This window comes from Amycolatopsis orientalis DSM 43388 (assembly GCF_000411975.1).
Lineage (GTDB): Bacteria > Actinomycetota > Actinomycetes > Mycobacteriales > Pseudonocardiaceae > Amycolatopsis > Amycolatopsis orientalis_D.
Genome location: NZ_ASXG01000166.1, coordinates 62,441 through 78,542 on the forward strand (window position 1 = coordinate 62,441; position 16,102 = coordinate 78,542).

The following is a 16,102-nucleotide window of genomic DNA, read 5'->3' on the forward strand; positions in this document are numbered from 1 at the left end:
ACCCACGCGACGGACGTTAGTGCACGGTAAAGCCGCAGGTCGTTCTTTTCCGCCCATTATCTCGACTTGATAACAGGTACGAACCTTCACGGCCCGTTCATCGCGTGGTTCACCGGCCTGGCAATACTCGGGCCCGGCTTCCCGGAGACGAGTCCGGGAACTTCGAATCCCGTTGGCACGGCAGGGAAACCGCCGGTGCCGCGGCACGCTTCGCGAAGGGTCGACTGGTGAACTCTGGGTTGGGCAAGGCGAAAGCAAAACGCAGGAGAGGGCCGCGCACCACGGTCGCGCTGGCCGTGACCGCGGGGCTGCTCGCGGTGGGCGGCGGACTCGCGGTGGCGATCGGCGGCGCACCGCACGCCGGTCCGCAGGGCGACGGCACCGCCTACACCCCGGCGGGCTGGAAAGTCACGCCGGCCGGCGAGCAGAAGCCCGCGGGCTTCTTCCCCGCCAACGCGGTACTGTCCCCGGACGGCAGCGCGCTGCTGGTGCCGAACGTCGTGCGGAACAAGAACGGCAAGCAAACCGTCCAGGTGATGGATTCCCGCAGCGGCGCGTCGCTGCAGGAACTCGAACTGGACACCGGGAACAAGGCCGTCCCGCAGGGTGTCGCGCCCGGGCTTTCCTTCAGCCACAGCGGGAAACAGGTGTTTCTCGCGACCGCGAACATGAACTCCGTTCTGGTCCTCGGCTGGGACGCCGGCGCGCACCGGCTGTCGGTCCAGCGCGCGCTGCCGCTGCCGAGCGGTTCGTATCCGCAGACAGTCGCCGTTTCGCCGGACGACAAGACCGTCTACACCGCCGGGCAGTACTCTCGGAAGCTGCTCGCGGTCGACGTCGCCTCCGGGCAGGCCGAGCAGGCACCGGTAAGCGCTTACCCCTACGGCGTAACGCTTTCCGAGGACGGCCGCACCGCGTATGTGAGCAACCAGGGCGCCGACACCGTTTCGGTGTTCACTGTGGACGGTCGCACGCTGACCCCGCGGCCCGCGGTGCGCGTCGGCACGCACCCCAATGCGATGCTGCTCGACGCCAAGCGGCATCGGCTGTTCGTCGCCAACGGGGACAGCGACACGGTCTCGGTGCTCGACACGGCGAGCAACCGGGTCGCGAACACGATCTCGCTCGCGCCGTTCCCGGGCGCGCACGCCGGGACACAGCCGACCAACCTGGCTCTCAGCCCCGACGGCACGACCCTGTACGTCACCAACGGCGGCAACAACGACGTCGCCGTCGTGAACGTCGGCCGCGACGAGTTCGGCACGGTCCGGGGACTGATCCCGACCGGGTGGTACCCGACCGGCGCGCAGGTCACCCCGGACGGCAAGAATCTGCTGATCGTCAGCGCCAAGGGGCTCGGCACCGGGCCCAACACGGGAACCGATCCGTCCAATCCGGACAATCACCCGTACGTCGAGCGGCAGCTGCAGGGCTACCTGTCCCTCCTTCCGGTCCCGGACCGGGGCCAGCTCGCGAAATACACGCAGCAGGTGCGCGAGAACAACCGCTTCGACAAACACGAAGGCGACGACCCCGGCGGCCAGGGCACCGTCGTGCCCCGGCACGTCGGCGACAACTCGCCGATCAAGCACGTCATCTACGTGGTCAAGGAGAACCGGACCTACGACCAGGTGCTTGGCGACCTCGGCAAGGGCAACGGCGACCCGGCGCAGGCCGTCTTCGGCAAGGACGTGACGCCCAACCACCACAAGCTCGCCGACCAGTTCGTCACCCTCGACAACTTCTACGTCAACGGAGAGGTCAGCCAGAACGGCTGGCAGTGGGCGACGCAGGCGAGCTCGAACCCCTACAACGAGACCGCGACCGCGCAGGGCTACGCCGGCAACGGCTCCGAGTACGACTCCGAGGGCTACCACCCCGACGTCGCCGCCGGAAGCGCCGACCCGGCGCACGCTTACCTCTGGGACAAGCTGGCCGACCGCAAGATCGGGTTCCGCAACTACGGCCAGTTCGTCGTGCCGGCCGGCGAAATCGGCGCGGGCGAGCCGGTCAAGTGCGCGCCCGGCAAGTTCTGCGCCCACGATCCGCTGCTGGACGCGGCCACCGACCACGACTACCCCTGGTTCGACATGGGGGTGAGCGACCAGCACCGGTACGACCTGTGGAAGTCGGAGTTCGACGGCTACGTCGCCCGGGGCGACCTGCCCGCGATGCAGTTCATCGACCTCCCCCGCGACCACACCGCGGGCGGAGGCACGGCGAAGCAGCTCGTGGCGGACAACGACGTCGCACTGGGCAAGCTGGTGGACACCGTCTCCCACTCGAAATACTGGAAGGACACCGCGATCTTCGTGGTGGAGGACGACGCCCAGGCCGGTCCCGACCACGTCGACGCGCATCGCACCATCGCCAGCGTGATCAGCCCGTACACGCAGACCGGCAAGGTGGATTCGCACTTCTACAGCCAGGTGTCGATGCTGCGCACGATGGAACTCTTCCTCGGCGTCCAGCCGATGTCGCAGTTCGACGCCGCAGCGCTGCCGATGATCTATTCCTTCACCGACAAGCCGAACTTCGCGCCGTACTCCGCAGTGGCGCCGCCGAAGGTCGCTGCGACCGCGTCGACCACGATCACGCGACCCGGACAGCCGTTCACCATCACCGGGACGGTGACCAACACCGGTTCGAACCCGCTCTCCGGCACCAGCGTCCGCCTCGGCTCCCCCAACGGATGGGCGGTCACGCCGTCCGGCGGCGGCACACCGCTGAGCACAGTCGCCCCGGGAGCCAGCGCAAGTACACAGTGGACAGTCACGCCGCCCGCCGATGCCGCGCCGGGGCAGCAGAAGTTCACCGTCAGCGCGGACTATCCGGTCAACGGCCGGATGACGGCCTCGCAATCGGCCGTGATCGCCACCGTCGTGCCCGACCCGAACACCGCGAAGATCCCGCAGGCGTTCGTCGCGAACTTCTCCGCCAACACGGTGACCGCGGTCGACCTCTCGACCGGCAAGGCCAAGGCGGACATCCCGGTCGGCGCGTCCCCCGGCACCGTCGTCGTCAGCCCGGACCACCAGCGCGCCTACGTCGCCAACCAGAACGCGAACACCGTCAGCGTCATCGACGTCGCTTCCGACGCGGTGGTCGCGACGATCCCGACCGGGAAGGTCCCGGCAGGACTCGCGGTCAGCCCGGACAACCGGACGCTCTGGGTCGCGGCCTACGGTGACAACGCCGTGCAGCCGGTCGACGTCGCGTCGGGCACGGCGGGCGCGCTGATCCCGGTCGGCACCGGGCCGGAGAACGTCGCGCTCGCCCCGGACGGCAGCACCCTCTACGTCGCGAACAAGGGGAGCAACACGGTCACGCCGGTGAGCACCGCCGCCCGCACCGCCCAGCCCGCGATCCCGGTGGGCGCCCAGCCGTTCGGCATCGCGATCACGGCCGACGGCAAGACCGGCTTCGTGTCCGACCTCGGCTCGAACGACGTCACCCCGATCGACCTCGCGACCGCGACCGCCAAGAAGCCCGTCCCGGCCGGTCCGGGTCCGTTCAACGTCGCCCTCTCCCCGGACGGCGCGACCCTGTTCGTCGCGAATTCGGGCGGGAACACCGTCACCCCGATCGACGTCGCCACCGGGGCCGCGCGGCCCGCGATGACCGCGGGTGCCTCCACCAGCGGGGTGGCGGTTTCGCCGGACGGTTCGACCGTCTACGCGGCCGCCTCCGGCGCGGGGCAGCTGATTCCGCTCGCGGCGGCCACCGGTCAGGCCGGACCGGCCATCCCGGTCGGCAGCTATCCGATTTCGGTCGCCGTCGCGCCTCCGGCGGGCACGCCGTCCGCCGCGGCGTCGCGCGCGGTCACGATGACCAGCCCGAGCACCACCCCCGGGCTGAACCGCTCGCTGGTCATGTCCGAAAAGGACATGGCGGGCGACCCGGACCGGGCGGACGCGCAGCGGCTCAACGAGGAGATCTGGCAAGGCGCCCGCGGAGACCGCAGCCCGATGCCCGCACCGCAGCACCACCTCTACGAGGCACCGCCGGCAGCGAACACCGAAGCCGACGGAGACGGCTGATCCTCTCGAGGTCCCGGCGGACAGCCTCGGCCGCCCGCCGGGACCTCGGCGTTTCCGCTTCGCTCGTCGGCCGTTCGGCGCCGCTGCCCCACCGCATCTGTCCACAGGAGACACTCGGCTCGTCTTTCTCCCGTCCCGGCGGCCGGGAGACCCGCTGCTGTCCGAATTGGACGAAGCCGGTGCCGGGCGAACGCCTCCGCGCGAATCCGATCGGGCCTGCCCATGGCACCGCGTCGAGCACGCCGGGAAAGCGCGGGCCGAACGACCCGGCGAACCTCACGGCTGTGCTCAGCCCTGCGCCCAGTCCGCCCGGATGTGTTTCAGATGCGCCCGGATCTGGCCCTCCAGCCGCGCCCAATCCCGGTCCGCGATCGTCGCCAGCATCTCGCGGTGTTCGCGCGCCGAAGCGGTCAGCCGGCCGTGCTCGGCCAGCTTTTCCAAGCCGTACAACCGCGTCTGGTCGCGCAGCGTCGCGATGGCCTCGGTCAGCCGCCCGTTCCCGGCGAGGGCCAGCAGGTCAAGATGGAAGCGGCGGTCCGCCTCCAGGAAACGCGCGACGTCGCCCGCCTCCGCGGCGGACTCGATCTCGGCGGCCAGGCGGTCCAGCCGGGCGAGGTCGTCGGGAGCCGCGGCGACCCCGGCGGAGAGCGTCGCCGGGACCTCCAGCAGCAGCCGCATTTCGTAGATTTCGTCCAGGTCGCGTTCGGTCATCGCGACGACCCGGTAGCCGCGGTTGCGGACCGGCTCCAGCAGCCCCTGGTTGACCAGCGTCAGCAACGCCTCGCGCACCGGGCTGCTCGACACGCCCAGGCGCGTCGCGAGCGCGGCCGCCGAAAAAATGTCGCCGGGGCGCAGTTCGCCGGACACCATGGCCTGCCGCACCACTTCGAGCACTTGCTCGCGCAGGTTCGTGCGCTGCAGCTGCGCCATCCGCTGGTCCTCCGCCTTGACTTCCCCCGCTGCCGTCCCGCATCGTACCCGAGTAACCGGTAGCCGGTTACTAAGGAGTAACTGATGCCTGAGGTCCGGGGTTACTGCACGTTGTGCCGGTCGCGCTGCGGCGCGGTCTACACGGTCGAGAACGGCGCGCTGCGCGCTGTCCGGCCGGATCCGGCGCATCCGACCGGCACGGCGTTGTGCCCGAAGGGCCGGGCCGCACCGGAACTGGTGCACTCCCCGGAACGGCTCCGCCGGCCGTTGCGCCGGACGACGCCGAAGTCCGACCCGGATCCGCGTTGGCGCGAGATCAGCTGGGACGAGGCGTTGTCCGAGGTCGCCGAGCGACTCGGCGGCATCCGCGCGACCAGCGGCGCCGAGGCCGTCGCCTTCTCGGTCACCTCCCCCAGCGGCACTCCGATGTCCGACTCGATCGACTGGGTCGAGCGGTTCATCCGGCTCTTCGGCAGCCCCAACATCGTGTACGCGACCGAAATCTGCAACTGGCACAAGGACTTCGCGCACGCGTTCACCTTCGGCTCCGGCTTGCCCGCTCCGGATTACGCGGGGACGGAACTCGCGGTGCTGTGGGGGCACAATCCAGCCAAGGCGTGGCTCGCGCAGTCCGCCGCGCTGGCCGGGGCCCGCCCGCCGAAACTGGCTGTCGTCGATCCCCGGCGGACGGCCAGTGCGGTGCGGGCCGAGCACTGGCTCCGGGTCCGGCCCGGCACCGATGGCGCACTCGCGCTCGGCGTCGCGCGGGCGTTGCTCGAACGGCGCGGGCACGACGAGGAGTTCGTGCGTTCGTGGACGAACGCTCCGTTGCTGGTCCGGGCGGATACCGGCCGGTTTCTGCGCGCCGCGGAAATCGATTCCGCCGCGACCGGTTTCGCGGTTTGGGACGAGGTCGCCGGCCGGGCCGAGCCGTATGACACTGAATATCCAGCGAGCGGGCCGGAAAGGTTTGCGCTGCACGGAAAACGCCGGGTACACACCCTGGCCGGTCCGGTGGAGTGCGTTCCCGCGTTCGAGCATTATCAGCAGGCCTGTTCCGCCTGGCCGCTCGATCGGACCGAAGCGGTGACGACCGTCGAGGCATCGGCGGTCGAAGCATTCGCGGCTGATCTTGCTGAAGCGAAGTCGGTGACGTACGCGGCTTGGTCGGGCGTTGGCCAGCATGCGAACGCGACGCAGACTGAGCGCGCGATCGCCACGCTCTACGCGCTCACCGGCAGCTACGACTCCCCCGGCGGGAACGTCGTCCTGCCGAAGCTGCCGATCGCGCCGGTCACGTCGCCGGATCAGCTCGCGCCCGCGCAACGCGCGAAAGCTCTTGGACTGCGGGAGTTTCCGCTGGGTCCGCCAGCACAAGGGTGGGTGACCGCGCGCAATTTGTGCCGCGCGGTTCTCGAGGAAAAGCCCTATCCGGTACGGGCGCTAGTCTCCTTTGGTGGGAATCTGCTCTTGTCGCAGCCAGATCCTCGACGCACGGCAGAAGCGTTGCGGCGGTTGGAATTCGCGGTGCATCTCGACTTGTTCGAGAATCCGACCGCGCGGTTCGCCGATCTCCTGCTGCCGGTTCAGACTCCGTGGGAGCACGAAGCGGTCAAGGCGGGTTTCGAAATCAGCCAGGCAGCCCAGGAACGCGTGCAGCTGCGGCCGCGGATGACCGAGCCGATCGGCGAGTCGCGTTCGGACACCGAGGTCGTGTTCGAGCTGGCCAGCCGGCTCGGGTTGGGTGCGGAGTTCTTCGACGGCCGCATCGAGGACGGCTGGGATCACCAGCTGGCCCCGCTCGGCCTCACTGCCGCGCAGTTGCGGGAACGACCCGGCGGCGCCGATCTGCCGTTGCGAACCGAGTACCGCAAATATGCCGAGCGGGCGGAAACCGGTGTGGTGACTGGGTTCGCGACGCCGACCCGGCGCGTCGAGCTGTATTCCGAGCGGCTCGCCGAGCATGGCCAGCCCGCGGTCCCGGACGCTGAGCCGCCGGCCCCGGACGCTCGGCATCCGCTGGTGCTGACCTGCGCGAAGAACGGCTACTTCTGCCACAGTCAGCATCGCGGGATTTCGTCGCTGCGGAAGCGCGCTCCGGAGCCGACGGTCGACCTGAGCGCGGAACTCGCCGCCGAGCGCGGGATCGTGGACGGACAGTGGGTCCGCATCACGACTGTCGCCGCGGACGTCCGGATGCGCGCGCGGATCGATCCCGCGCTGCACCCGGACGTCGTCGTGGCGGAGTACGGCTGGTGGCAGCCTGCCCCCGACCTCGCGTTGCCCGGTTCGGACCCGCTCGACGACGGCGGGACCAACTACAACCTGCTGATCGGCGACGACGCTCGTGATCCGGTCAGCGGATCGGTGCCGTTGCGCTCCACCTTCTGCAACGTCTGGCCGGACGAGCCGGAGCCGTGGACCGGGCAGCGGGAGTTCGCGGTGGAGCGGGCGGAGTTCGAGACCGACGACATCCGGTCGGTGCGGCTCGAGCCGGCGGACGGCGGGCCGGTGCCGGGATTCCGCGCCGGGCAGCACATCACCGTCGCCTGGCCGGACGCACCCGGGCTGACCCGGAGTTATTCGCTCATCGGGGCGGCGGGAGCACCGGACGGCGGGTACGCGATCGCGGTGCGCCGGGTGCCGGGCGGGCAGTTCTCGCCCGCCGTCCATGACCGGCTTCGGCCAGGGACGCGATTGCTCGTCACCGCCCCGTCGGGCGGGTTCGCGCTCCCGACTGTCCATTCGCGACCGATCGTGCTGCTGGCCGCCGGGATCGGGATCACGCCGTTCCTCGGCTATCTGGAGTCGCTCGATCCCGCGTCCGCGCCGGAGATCGTGCTGCATCACGGCAGCCGTGACCGCTCGCGGCACGCGTTCCGGGAGCGGATCGCCGAGCTGGCGGCCCGGCTGCCGACCGTCCGGATTGTGGACCACTACAGCCGTCCTGGTCCGAATGAGCCCGGCGACTTCGCCGGCCGGATCAGCGCCGACCGCGTTGACGCCCGCCTGATCCGCCGGCGGGCCCGGTTCTACCTGTGCGGCCCCGGAAGCATGCTGGACGAACTGACCGCCGGACTGGTCGAACGAGGCGTGCCGCGCTTCGACATCTTCGCCGAGAGGTTCCACGCCGCGCCCGCCCCGGTCCGGATCCCGGACGACGCCACGGCCACCGTGCGGTTCGCGCGGTCCGGCCGCGAGGTCCGGTGGCGCGCTGGTGACGGGGACCTGCTGCGGTTCGCCGAGGCTTCCGGGATCGCGCTGCCCAGCGGGTGTCGGCTCGGGCAGTGCGAAAGCTGCGCGGTGCCCCTTCTGGAGGGGCGGGTCGCGCACCTGGTCGCGGTCGCCGACGACCTGCCCGCCGGCCAGTGCCTCTCCTGCCAGGCGGTACCCACTACGGATGTAGTGCTCGATGCGTGAGCCTGGTCACCCCTAACCGCGCAAACCCGGTCAGGGGTGCGAAATCCGGCATCCGGGCGGCATCATCGGCGGATGGCACTCGACCCGAAATCGCGCGCGGTGTACGACGACATCGTCTCGAAGAACCCGGCGGAGCCGGAGTTCCACCAGGCCGTGTACGAGGTGCTCGAAGCGATCCGGCCCGCCCTCCAGCGGGATCCGGACCTGTGCGACGCCGCGATGCTGGAGCGGCTGTGCGAGCCGGAGCGACAGGCGATGTTCCGGGTGGTCTGGACCGACGACGCGGGCGCGGTGCACGTCAACCGCGGCTTCCGCGTCGGGTTCAGCTCGGCGCTCGGGCCGTACAAGGGCGGGCTGCGCTTCCGCGGCGACGTCACGCTCGGCACGGTCAAGTTCCTCGCCTTCGAGCAGGTCTTCAAGAACGCGCTCACCGGGCTCGGCATCGGCGCGGGCAAGGGCGGGTCCGACTTCGACCCGGCAGGCCGCAGCGACGGCGAGATCATGCGGTTCTGCCAGGCGTTCATGACCGAGCTCGTGCGGCACATCGGCCCGGAGACCGACGTGCCCGCGGGCGACATCGGCGTCGGCGGGCGCGAGATCGGGTACCTGTTCGGCCAGTACAAGCGGCTCACCAACCGCTATGACGCGGGCACGATCACCGGCAAGAGCCCGCTGCTGGGCGGCATTCCGGCGCGTCCGGAGGCCACCGGGCACGGGACGGTGTACTTCCTCGAAGCGATGCTCGGCGCGCGCGACGAATCGCTGTCCGGCCGTACCGCAGTCGTGTCCGGCTCCGGGAACGTCGCTTACCACGCGATCGCGAAACTCCGCGAACTCGGCGCGAAGCCGGTCGCGTGCTCGGATTCCGGCGGGTACATCCACGATCCGCGCGGAATCGACCTGGAAGTGCTGCACGAGCTGAAGATCGCGCGGCGCGGGCGGCTTTCGGAATACGTCTCGCAGGTGCCGTCGGCGAAGTACGTCGCTGACGGCACGCCCTGGGACGTGCCGTGCGACCTCGCGCTTCCGTGCGCGACGCAGAACGAACTGGACGAGCAGTCCGCGTTGCGGTTGGTGAAGAACAACGTCCGCGCGGTGGCCGAGGGCGCGAACATGCCGTGCACGCCGGGTTCGCTGCAGATCTTCCGAGAGGCAGGCGTGGCGGTCGGCCCGGGCAAAGCCGCGAACGCCGGCGGGGTAGCGGTGTCCGCACTGGAAATGCAGCAGAACGCGGCACGCGAGCGGTGGACGTTCGAGCGCACCGACCGGACTCTGCGCGAGATCATGGCCGACATCCACCGGACGTGCCTCGAAACCGCCGACGAGCACGGAGTCGCCGGGGACTACATGAGCGGGGCGAACATCGCCGGATTCCGCAAGGTGGCCGCCGCGATGGACGCGTGCGGGTACATCTGAGCCGGTCCGGGTGGACGGTCTTCGGTCGGGGATTTTGTATGCAGTATTTGGTCGGTGGTGTGCTGGTCGGCTGAGTGCTGGATGCTGTCGGCTGTGGGTTGTGGGTTGTGGGTTGTGGGTTGTGGGTTGTGGGCTGCGGGCTGCGGGCTGCGGGCTGCGGGCTGCGGGCTGCGGGCTGCGGGCTGCGGGCTGCGGGCTGCGGGCTGCGGGCTGCGGGCTGCGGGCCGGATTCTTCGCGGCGTTCGAGGTGCCGGGGCGGCCGGGGTGCTGGTGACTGGGCCGCCGGAGCGGTTGAGGCCCGGAGCGGTTGGCGTGCCTGGCGGTTGGGCACCGGGAGTTGGGCAGCCGGAGCGGTTGGGTTATTGGGCTAGCTGGGGTGTCAGGCCCGCTGGGGCAGTGTCAGGCCCGCTGGGGCAGTGTCAGGCCCGCTGGGGCAGTGTCGGGCCCGCTGGGGCAGTGTCGGGCCCGCTGGGGCACCGGGGGGGGTGGGCCATCCGGGGGTAGGGGCGCCGGAGCAGTTTCGGCGGCGGAGCGATTGGGGTTTGCGGTGCCGGGTGTACCGGTCAAGAAAGGACCACGGATTGTCGCGGCTCGCTCGAAGCACCGGCTGGTGCCTGCCTTGCGGCTCTCAGAAACCCGGGTTGCGGTTCCCGCGGCGCGCGCACCCGGATTGGGCGCCGGCGCAAGGTGCCTGCCATCCAACCCTCGCGACTAACGATCACCGCGCTTCCCGTCCGCAAGAGCGACGGCGCTTGACGCGGCCCCGGCGGAACGCTTCGGTACGGGGATGACCGCGTATGTCGAGCGTCCGCCGGTACCGGAGCTGGCGGGGGTCGTACGCACGGTGTGGATCCAGCACACCGGCGACGTGCCCTACGTGCAGCGGCATCTGCCGACCGGCGGGGTCGAGATCCACGTTCCGGCCGGCGGGCGGCCGCGGTTGCTCGGGCCGTTGACCGGGCCTCGGATCGAGGTCATTCCGGCGCGTACGACGGTCGTCGGCGTGCGGTTCCGGCCGGGGGCCGCGCCTCCCCTGCCGGTCGGGCTCGACGAGTTGGCTGATCAGCACGTCGGGCTGGCCGAACTGTGGGGTGGGGCGGTGGAGCGGCTGGTGGAGACTGTCACCGCGACGCCGGAGCTGGGGCTCGCTGCGTTGCAGGCGCACCTCGTGCGGGAATTCCGGCTCGCCGGCGGGGCGGATCCGCTGCTCGGGGAAGCGGTGCGGGTGCTGATGCCGTGGGACCCGGTCGGGGTGGACGCGGTCGCCGCGCATTTGGCGCTTTCCGCTAGTCAGCTGCGTCGACGGTGTCTGCACGCGGTGGGCATGAGTCCGAAGGTGCTGCAGCGGACGTTGCGGTTTCAAGGGTTTCTCGCGCTCGCCCAGGCGGGAGCGATCGCGCGGCGGGGTGCGGACGGGATGGCGAGATTGGCCGTCGACGCCGGTTATGCGGACCAGGCGCATCTGAGCCGCGAATGTCTTCGGCTGACCGGGGTTACGCCGCGACAACTGCTCGGCGGCGACCTCGACCGGTGCGCGTGCGGGCACGACCATTCCGCTTCGTACGCGCCGTTCCTCGCTGCCCGGCGACAGCCGCCAAGCGCGTCGCGTGCGCGTTTTGTTCAAGAACGGCGCGCCGGACCTCCGTAGCGTCTGCGCCATGCCCGAACTCGCCGCGCTCGACGTCCTCTCCCCCGGTTCGCCGGGGTACGAGGCCAGTCCCCGAGCGAGGCTGGTGGTCCGCTGCCACTCGGTTTCGGACGTCGTTCAGGTCCTGTCCTACGCGGACGCGACCGGCGCGCGCATCATGCCGCGCGGCGGCGGGCATTGCTTTGTGGACCGGTGCCCGGCCGACGGGATCGTGGTGGACCTGTCCGGGCTCAACCGGATCACGGTCGACGACAGCGGCGTGGCGACGGTCGGCGCCGGGGCGCGACTGGGGGCGGTGTACGCGGCGTTGCACGCCTCGGGCCGCACGATTCCGGCTGGTTGCGGCGACACTGTCGGCATCGCAGGGCTGACGCTCGGCGGCGGGATCGGGCTGCTCGGCCGTCAGTACGGGCTGACCTGCGACCGGCTCGTCGGCGCGCAGGCGGTGCTCGCCGACCGGAGCGTCGTCGAGTGCGACGAACACTCGGAAGCCGACCTGTTCTGGGCGTTGCGCGGCGCGGGTGGCGGCCAGTTCGGCATCGTCACCGAGTTGCGGTTCGCGACCGTTCCGGAGCCGTCGGTCTGCCGGATCGAAGGGAACTGGCCGGAAGGAAACCTCGTCCCGGCCTGGCAGGACTGGGCACCCGACGCACCGGACGGGATGACCGTGAACCTCACCGTCCAACCGCGACGGATCACCCTTTTCGGCGCTTCCACGCTCCATCCGGCGGAAACCGAAGGCCTGCTCAGGGACTTCGCTGCTCGGGCCGGTGTTTTGTATGCAATAGGCATCCGACGGGATGTTCCCTACAGCATGGTGAAGCCGACATTCCGCGGGACCGACCAGGCCGGGACGCGCCGCCGGGTCCGGTCGGAGTTCTTCGCTCGTCCGGTCTCGGAGCGGACCACCGGCGAGCTCCTCCAGCGGCTCACGGGCAACCGGCGGCTGGCGTTCACCGCCATGGGCGGGGCCTACCGCCGGACCGCGGAGGACGCTACCGCGTTCGCCCATCGCGGGCAGCGGTTTCTGCTGGAGGAGACTGGCGACCCCGACGATCCGTGGGTGGACGAGGCATGGCACGCGGCGCACGCGGAGGGGTCCGGCCGGGTGTACCCGAACTTCCCGGACCTCGCGCTCGAGGATCCCGCCACGGCGTACTACGCGGGCAATCACGCCCGGCTCGCCGCGCTCAAGAAAAGCTACGACCCGGATCGGGTTTTCGACTTTCCTCAGGCCCTCTGAGCGACTACCAAGGAGCGTCATGACCAAAGTGTTCAGCGCCCTCTCCGTCTCGGTCGACGGCTACATCAGCGGCCGCCGCCCGGAGGGGGCCGACGACGTCGGGAGCGGACTCGGCGACGCCGGGGAGCTGTTCGACTGGTATTTCACCGGCGAAACGCCCAGCGAAGTCTTCGACGGATTCAAGCTCGCTGGGCCCAGCGCGCGGGTTTTCGACGCGCTCGCGGCCCGCGTAGGGGCGACTGTGGTCGGGCACGCCACCTACGACCATTCAAGCCACTTCGGCGGTAGTGGTCCGCATCCGACGGCACCGTTGTTCGTGGTCAGCCACCAGCCAGTAGCGGAGCTGAGCGCGGCGCAGACCCAGGCGACCAGCGTCGAAGAGGCCGTCGCCGGCGCGCGGGCCGCGGCCGGCGGCAAGGACGTCGCGCTCATGGGCGGCGTTCTCGTCACCGAGGCGATCAAGGCCGGACTGGTCGACGAGGTCGTCTTGCACCAGGTCCCGATCCTGCTGGGCGGCGGGCGGCGCTTCTTCGGCGAGCTGCCGGAGCACGTGCGGCTGCGGCTGGTCGAGGCCGTCCCGGCACCTGGCGTAACCCATCTTCACTACGAAATCCTCCGCTGAAAGGAAATTCCGATGCTGAACCCCGATGTCCGCCGGGTCCTCGACGGCACCCCGATCGCCCACCTCGCGACCGTGCTCCCGGATGGGTCGCCGCACGTAGTCCCGGTGTGGATCGGCACGCGCGGCGACCGGATCGTGTTCCTGACCGGGCCGGACAGCCGCAAGGCCCGCAACCTCCGCCGCGACCCGCGCGTGGCGATTTCCCTTACCCCGCCGGACAATCCGTTCGAGCCGGTCGTCATCCGCGGCCGGGTGGCCGAGTGGATCGAGGGAGATCCGGCGTGGGAGATCATCGACGAGGTCGCCAAGAAGTACATCGGCCAGCCCTATACCCGCGAGCAGGTTCGGATCGTCGGCCTGATCGAGCCGGAAACGCAATCGGTGGGGATGTAGTCAGAAAGCGATCGACGCGGCCAGTTCCCGTTGCGACTCGAGCATGTTCAGTCGCTCGGTGAGTGCATGGTGGACGGCGTCGTAGGTGTCCAGGCCCAGCGAGAGGCGCAGCGGCGGGTTCGGCTGGAGCGTCGTCTCGTAGAGCAGCGCGGCGATTTTCGCCGGGTCGCCGGGAAGATCGCGGTCGTCGAGCGACTCCAGGCGACGCCGGGTCCGGCCGACCGCATTGTCCCGGTAGGGAGCCGTTTCGGCGGTGTACCGGAGCGCGGACGCGAAGCCGGTCCGGGTCCCGCCGAGCTGGGCCAGCGTCAGGTGGATGCCGAAATCGGCGACCTCCCGGCGGACGCTCTCGGTGTACCCCTCCAGTCCCCATTTGCCCGCGTGGTACGCGCTGTGCGTCGGAGAACCGATCTGCCCGCCCATGCTGGAGATCTGGACGATCCGGCCGCCGCCCTGCCGGCGCATCGGGCCGAGGAACGCACGGGTGATCAGGATCGGGGCGAGCAGCAGCACCTCGATCTGCTCCCGGATCTGCTCGGGCGTCATTTCCTCGGCCGCGCCGACAAGGGCATAGCCCGCGTTGTTCACGACCACGTCCACCGGCCTCCGCCGGAGCGTCCGTTCGACCGCCGCGGCGACGTCGTCCGGGCGCGTGAGATCGAGCCGTTCCACGGTCAGGCGCGGCGAATCCGGCAGCGCGTCCGGCCGCCGGACTGTCGCGGTGACGTGCTCGCCCCGCCGCAGCGCCTCCTCGACCAGATGCCGGCCCATACCGCCGGACGCGCCGGTGACGAACCAATGCCGTGCGGACATGACGGGGTCCTCCCGGAGGTAAGGTTAACCGGAATGTGTTCCGCTACGTTATCCGGAATCCATTCCGGTTAGCAACTCCGGAGGGAACCCGATGCCCGACGCCCCGCGCCGCATCCGGCGAGACGCGCTCGAGAACCGCGCCCGGCTGCTGGAGGTCGCCGCGCGGACTTTCGCCGAGGAAGGCCTCGACGCGGCGCCGGCGGCGATCGCCAAGCAGGCCGGCGTCGGCGTCGGGACGCTCTACCGGCACTTCCCGACCCGCGAAGCCCTGATCGACGCCGCTTACCGGCATCAGCTCGCGCTGGTCTGCGAGCAGGCCCCGACGCTTCTCGCGCAGCACCCGGCCGGGCAAGCGCTGCGGGAGTGGCTGACGCACTTCCTCGGCTACGTGAGCGCGAAACACGGGATGTCCGAGGCGCTCAACGCGGTCATCGCGTCCGGCGTCGACCCTTACTCCGACAGCAAGAAGATGCTCGTCGACGCCGTCGGCGAACTGCTCTCCGCGGGCGCGGAGGACGGCACGCTCCGCGCCGACGTGTCCGCCGACGACGTCTTGGTCCTGATCGGCGGGCTCGCCTACTCCGCGCAGCACTGCGAAAAACCGCAAGCACAGCGGTTGATCGGCCTGGTGCTGGCCGCGCTCACCCCCTGACCAGCGGACGCGTGCCCGGCGGCAGCCGCGCCACCCCGCCGCCCAGGTACCGCACCACCGCCTCCTGCAGCGCCCGCACCGCACGCGGCTGCTCGACATCCCGCCGATACGCCAGCCGCACCACGCGGCTCAAGCCGGGCTCGGTGAACCGCGTGCGGCGGAACCGGTCGCCGACCACGGTGCTCGGCACCACCGCCAGGCCCAGCCCGGCCTGGACCAGCTCCAGCACCGCGTCCATCTCGCCGCCTTCGATCGCGAAGAGCGGGTCGAAGCCCTCGGCGCGGCAGGCGGCCACGGTCGCCTCGCGCAGGTCGTAGCCCTGCCGGAACATCACCAGCGGCCGGTCCCGCAGCGCGGCGATCGGCATCCGGCCGCGCACCGGTGCGGGCGCGTCCTTCGGCGAGATCACCACCAGGTCCTCGACGAACAGCGCGCGGCTGGACAGCCGGGAATCGTCGTGCACCCGGCTGTCCACGATCATCGCCAGGTCCAGCCCGCCTTCCGACAGCGCGGTCTGCAGGTCGCGGGACCCGCTTTCGTGCAGCACCAGCTCGATCCCCGGGTAGTCCCGGCGGAACGCGGCGAGCATCGCGGGCAGCAGGCCGGTGCAGAGGCTCGGGGTCGCGCCGAGCCGCACCCGGCCGCGGCCCAGTTCGTCCAGTTCGCGGATCGCCCGGTACGCGGTTTCCGTCTCGGCGAGGATCCGGCGCGCGATCGGCAGCAGCGTCTCCCCCGCCTCGGTGAGCGTGACGTTCCCGCGGATCCGATGGAACAGCGCCGCGCCGACGTCCCGTTCCAGCGCGCGGATCTGCTGCGACAGCGAGGGCTGCGCCACCCGCACCTGCTCGGCGGCCCGGGTGAAGTGCCGCGTCTCGGCCACGGCCAGGAAATACGCCAGCTGCTGGAACTGCATGACCACCATGAT

Annotated in this window: 11 protein-coding genes; 8 read left to right on the forward strand and 3 right to left on the reverse strand. The window is 70.6% G+C overall.

All coding sequences use genetic code 11. The annotated features are described in order from the left end of the window. The first annotated feature begins 227 nt into the window (after window positions 1-227). Window positions 228-4,040: a beta-propeller fold lactonase family protein gene (locus L942_RS42305; RefSeq protein WP_158684579.1), complete on the forward strand. Its 3,813-nt coding sequence runs from the start codon at window positions 228-230 to the stop codon at window positions 4,038-4,040. Window positions 4,041-4,328: 288 nt separating this feature from the next. On the opposite strand, the gene L942_RS34185 is transcribed toward L942_RS42305, so the two are convergent. Continuing rightward, window positions 4,329-4,970, reverse strand: coding sequence for a GntR family transcriptional regulator (locus L942_RS34185; protein WP_037368208.1), 642 nt, complete (start codon window positions 4,968-4,970; stop codon window positions 4,329-4,331). Between the two features lie 84 nt (window positions 4,971-5,054). Between L942_RS34185 and L942_RS34190 the strand changes: the two genes are divergently transcribed. From L942_RS34190 to L942_RS34215, 6 genes are all read left to right on the forward strand, one after another. Continuing rightward, complete coding sequence (locus tag L942_RS34190; protein WP_037368209.1) at window positions 5,055-8,390, forward strand: molybdopterin-dependent oxidoreductase; 3,336 nt, start codon at window positions 5,055-5,057, stop codon at window positions 8,388-8,390. 72 nt (window positions 8,391-8,462) lie between these two features. Next, complete coding sequence (gene gdhA / locus L942_RS34195) at window positions 8,463-9,806, forward strand: NADP-specific glutamate dehydrogenase (RefSeq protein ID WP_037368211.1); 1,344 nt, start codon at window positions 8,463-8,465, stop codon at window positions 9,804-9,806. Window positions 9,807-10,593: 787 nt separating this feature from the next. Continuing rightward, complete coding sequence (locus tag L942_RS34200) at window positions 10,594-11,454, forward strand: helix-turn-helix transcriptional regulator (protein WP_037368213.1); 861 nt, start codon at window positions 10,594-10,596, stop codon at window positions 11,452-11,454. A 10-nt stretch (window positions 11,455-11,464) separates the two neighbouring features. Then, window positions 11,465-12,697, forward strand: coding sequence for an FAD-binding oxidoreductase (locus L942_RS34205; protein ID WP_037368434.1), 1,233 nt, complete (start codon window positions 11,465-11,467; stop codon window positions 12,695-12,697). A 19-nt stretch (window positions 12,698-12,716) separates the two neighbouring features. After that, on the forward strand, window positions 12,717-13,319 hold the full coding sequence (locus L942_RS34210) for a dihydrofolate reductase family protein (RefSeq protein ID WP_037368215.1): 603 nt from the start codon (window positions 12,717-12,719) through the stop codon (window positions 13,317-13,319). Between the two features lie 12 nt (window positions 13,320-13,331). Then, window positions 13,332-13,712, forward strand: coding sequence for a PPOX class F420-dependent oxidoreductase (locus L942_RS34215; RefSeq protein WP_037368218.1), 381 nt, complete (start codon window positions 13,332-13,334; stop codon window positions 13,710-13,712). On the opposite strand, the gene L942_RS34220 is transcribed toward L942_RS34215, so the two are convergent. Beyond that, on the reverse strand, window positions 13,713-14,525 hold the full coding sequence (locus L942_RS34220) for an SDR family NAD(P)-dependent oxidoreductase (RefSeq protein ID WP_037368220.1): 813 nt from the start codon (window positions 14,523-14,525) through the stop codon (window positions 13,713-13,715). A gap of 91 nt (window positions 14,526-14,616) precedes the next feature. Between L942_RS34220 and L942_RS34225 the strand changes: the two genes are divergently transcribed. Further along, window positions 14,617-15,177 (forward strand): TetR/AcrR family transcriptional regulator, encoded by a 561-nt coding sequence (locus tag L942_RS34225; protein WP_037368221.1) that lies wholly within the window; start codon window positions 14,617-14,619, stop codon window positions 15,175-15,177. Here the strand turns inward: L942_RS34225 and L942_RS34230 are convergent. Further along, window positions 15,167-16,090 carry a LysR family transcriptional regulator gene (locus L942_RS34230; protein WP_037368436.1) on the reverse strand — a complete coding sequence of 308 codons (924 nt, stop codon included), beginning with the start codon at window positions 16,088-16,090 and terminating at the stop codon, window positions 15,167-15,169. The genes L942_RS34225 and L942_RS34230 overlap by 11 nt on opposite strands. Window positions 16,091-16,102: the final 12 nt, after the last annotated feature.

Excerpts from the sequence above, each read along its gene's own strand:
- L942_RS34200 (WP_037368213.1), top strand. The coding sequence starts at position 10,594 with ATGACCGCGTATGTCGAGCGTCCGCCGGTACCGGAGCTGGCGGGGGTC.
- L942_RS34225 (WP_037368221.1), top strand. The coding sequence starts at position 14,617 with ATGCCCGACGCCCCGCGCCGCATCCGGCGAGACGCGCTCGAGAACCGC.
- L942_RS34210 (WP_037368215.1), top strand. The coding sequence starts at position 12,717 with ATGACCAAAGTGTTCAGCGCCCTCTCCGTCTCGGTCGACGGCTACATC.
- L942_RS34205 (WP_037368434.1), top strand. The coding sequence starts at position 11,465 with ATGCCCGAACTCGCCGCGCTCGACGTCCTCTCCCCCGGTTCGCCGGGG.
- L942_RS34230 (WP_037368436.1), bottom strand. The coding sequence starts at position 16,090 with ATGCAGTTCCAGCAGCTGGCGTATTTCCTGGCCGTGGCCGAGACGCGG.
- gdhA (WP_037368211.1), top strand. The coding sequence starts at position 8,463 with ATGGCACTCGACCCGAAATCGCGCGCGGTGTACGACGACATCGTCTCG.
- L942_RS34190 (WP_037368209.1), top strand. The coding sequence starts at position 5,055 with ATGCCTGAGGTCCGGGGTTACTGCACGTTGTGCCGGTCGCGCTGCGGC.
- L942_RS34215 (WP_037368218.1), top strand. The coding sequence starts at position 13,332 with ATGCTGAACCCCGATGTCCGCCGGGTCCTCGACGGCACCCCGATCGCC.
- L942_RS34185 (WP_037368208.1), bottom strand. The coding sequence starts at position 4,970 with ATGGCGCAGCTGCAGCGCACGAACCTGCGCGAGCAAGTGCTCGAAGTG.
- L942_RS34220 (WP_037368220.1), bottom strand. The coding sequence starts at position 14,525 with ATGTCCGCACGGCATTGGTTCGTCACCGGCGCGTCCGGCGGTATGGGC.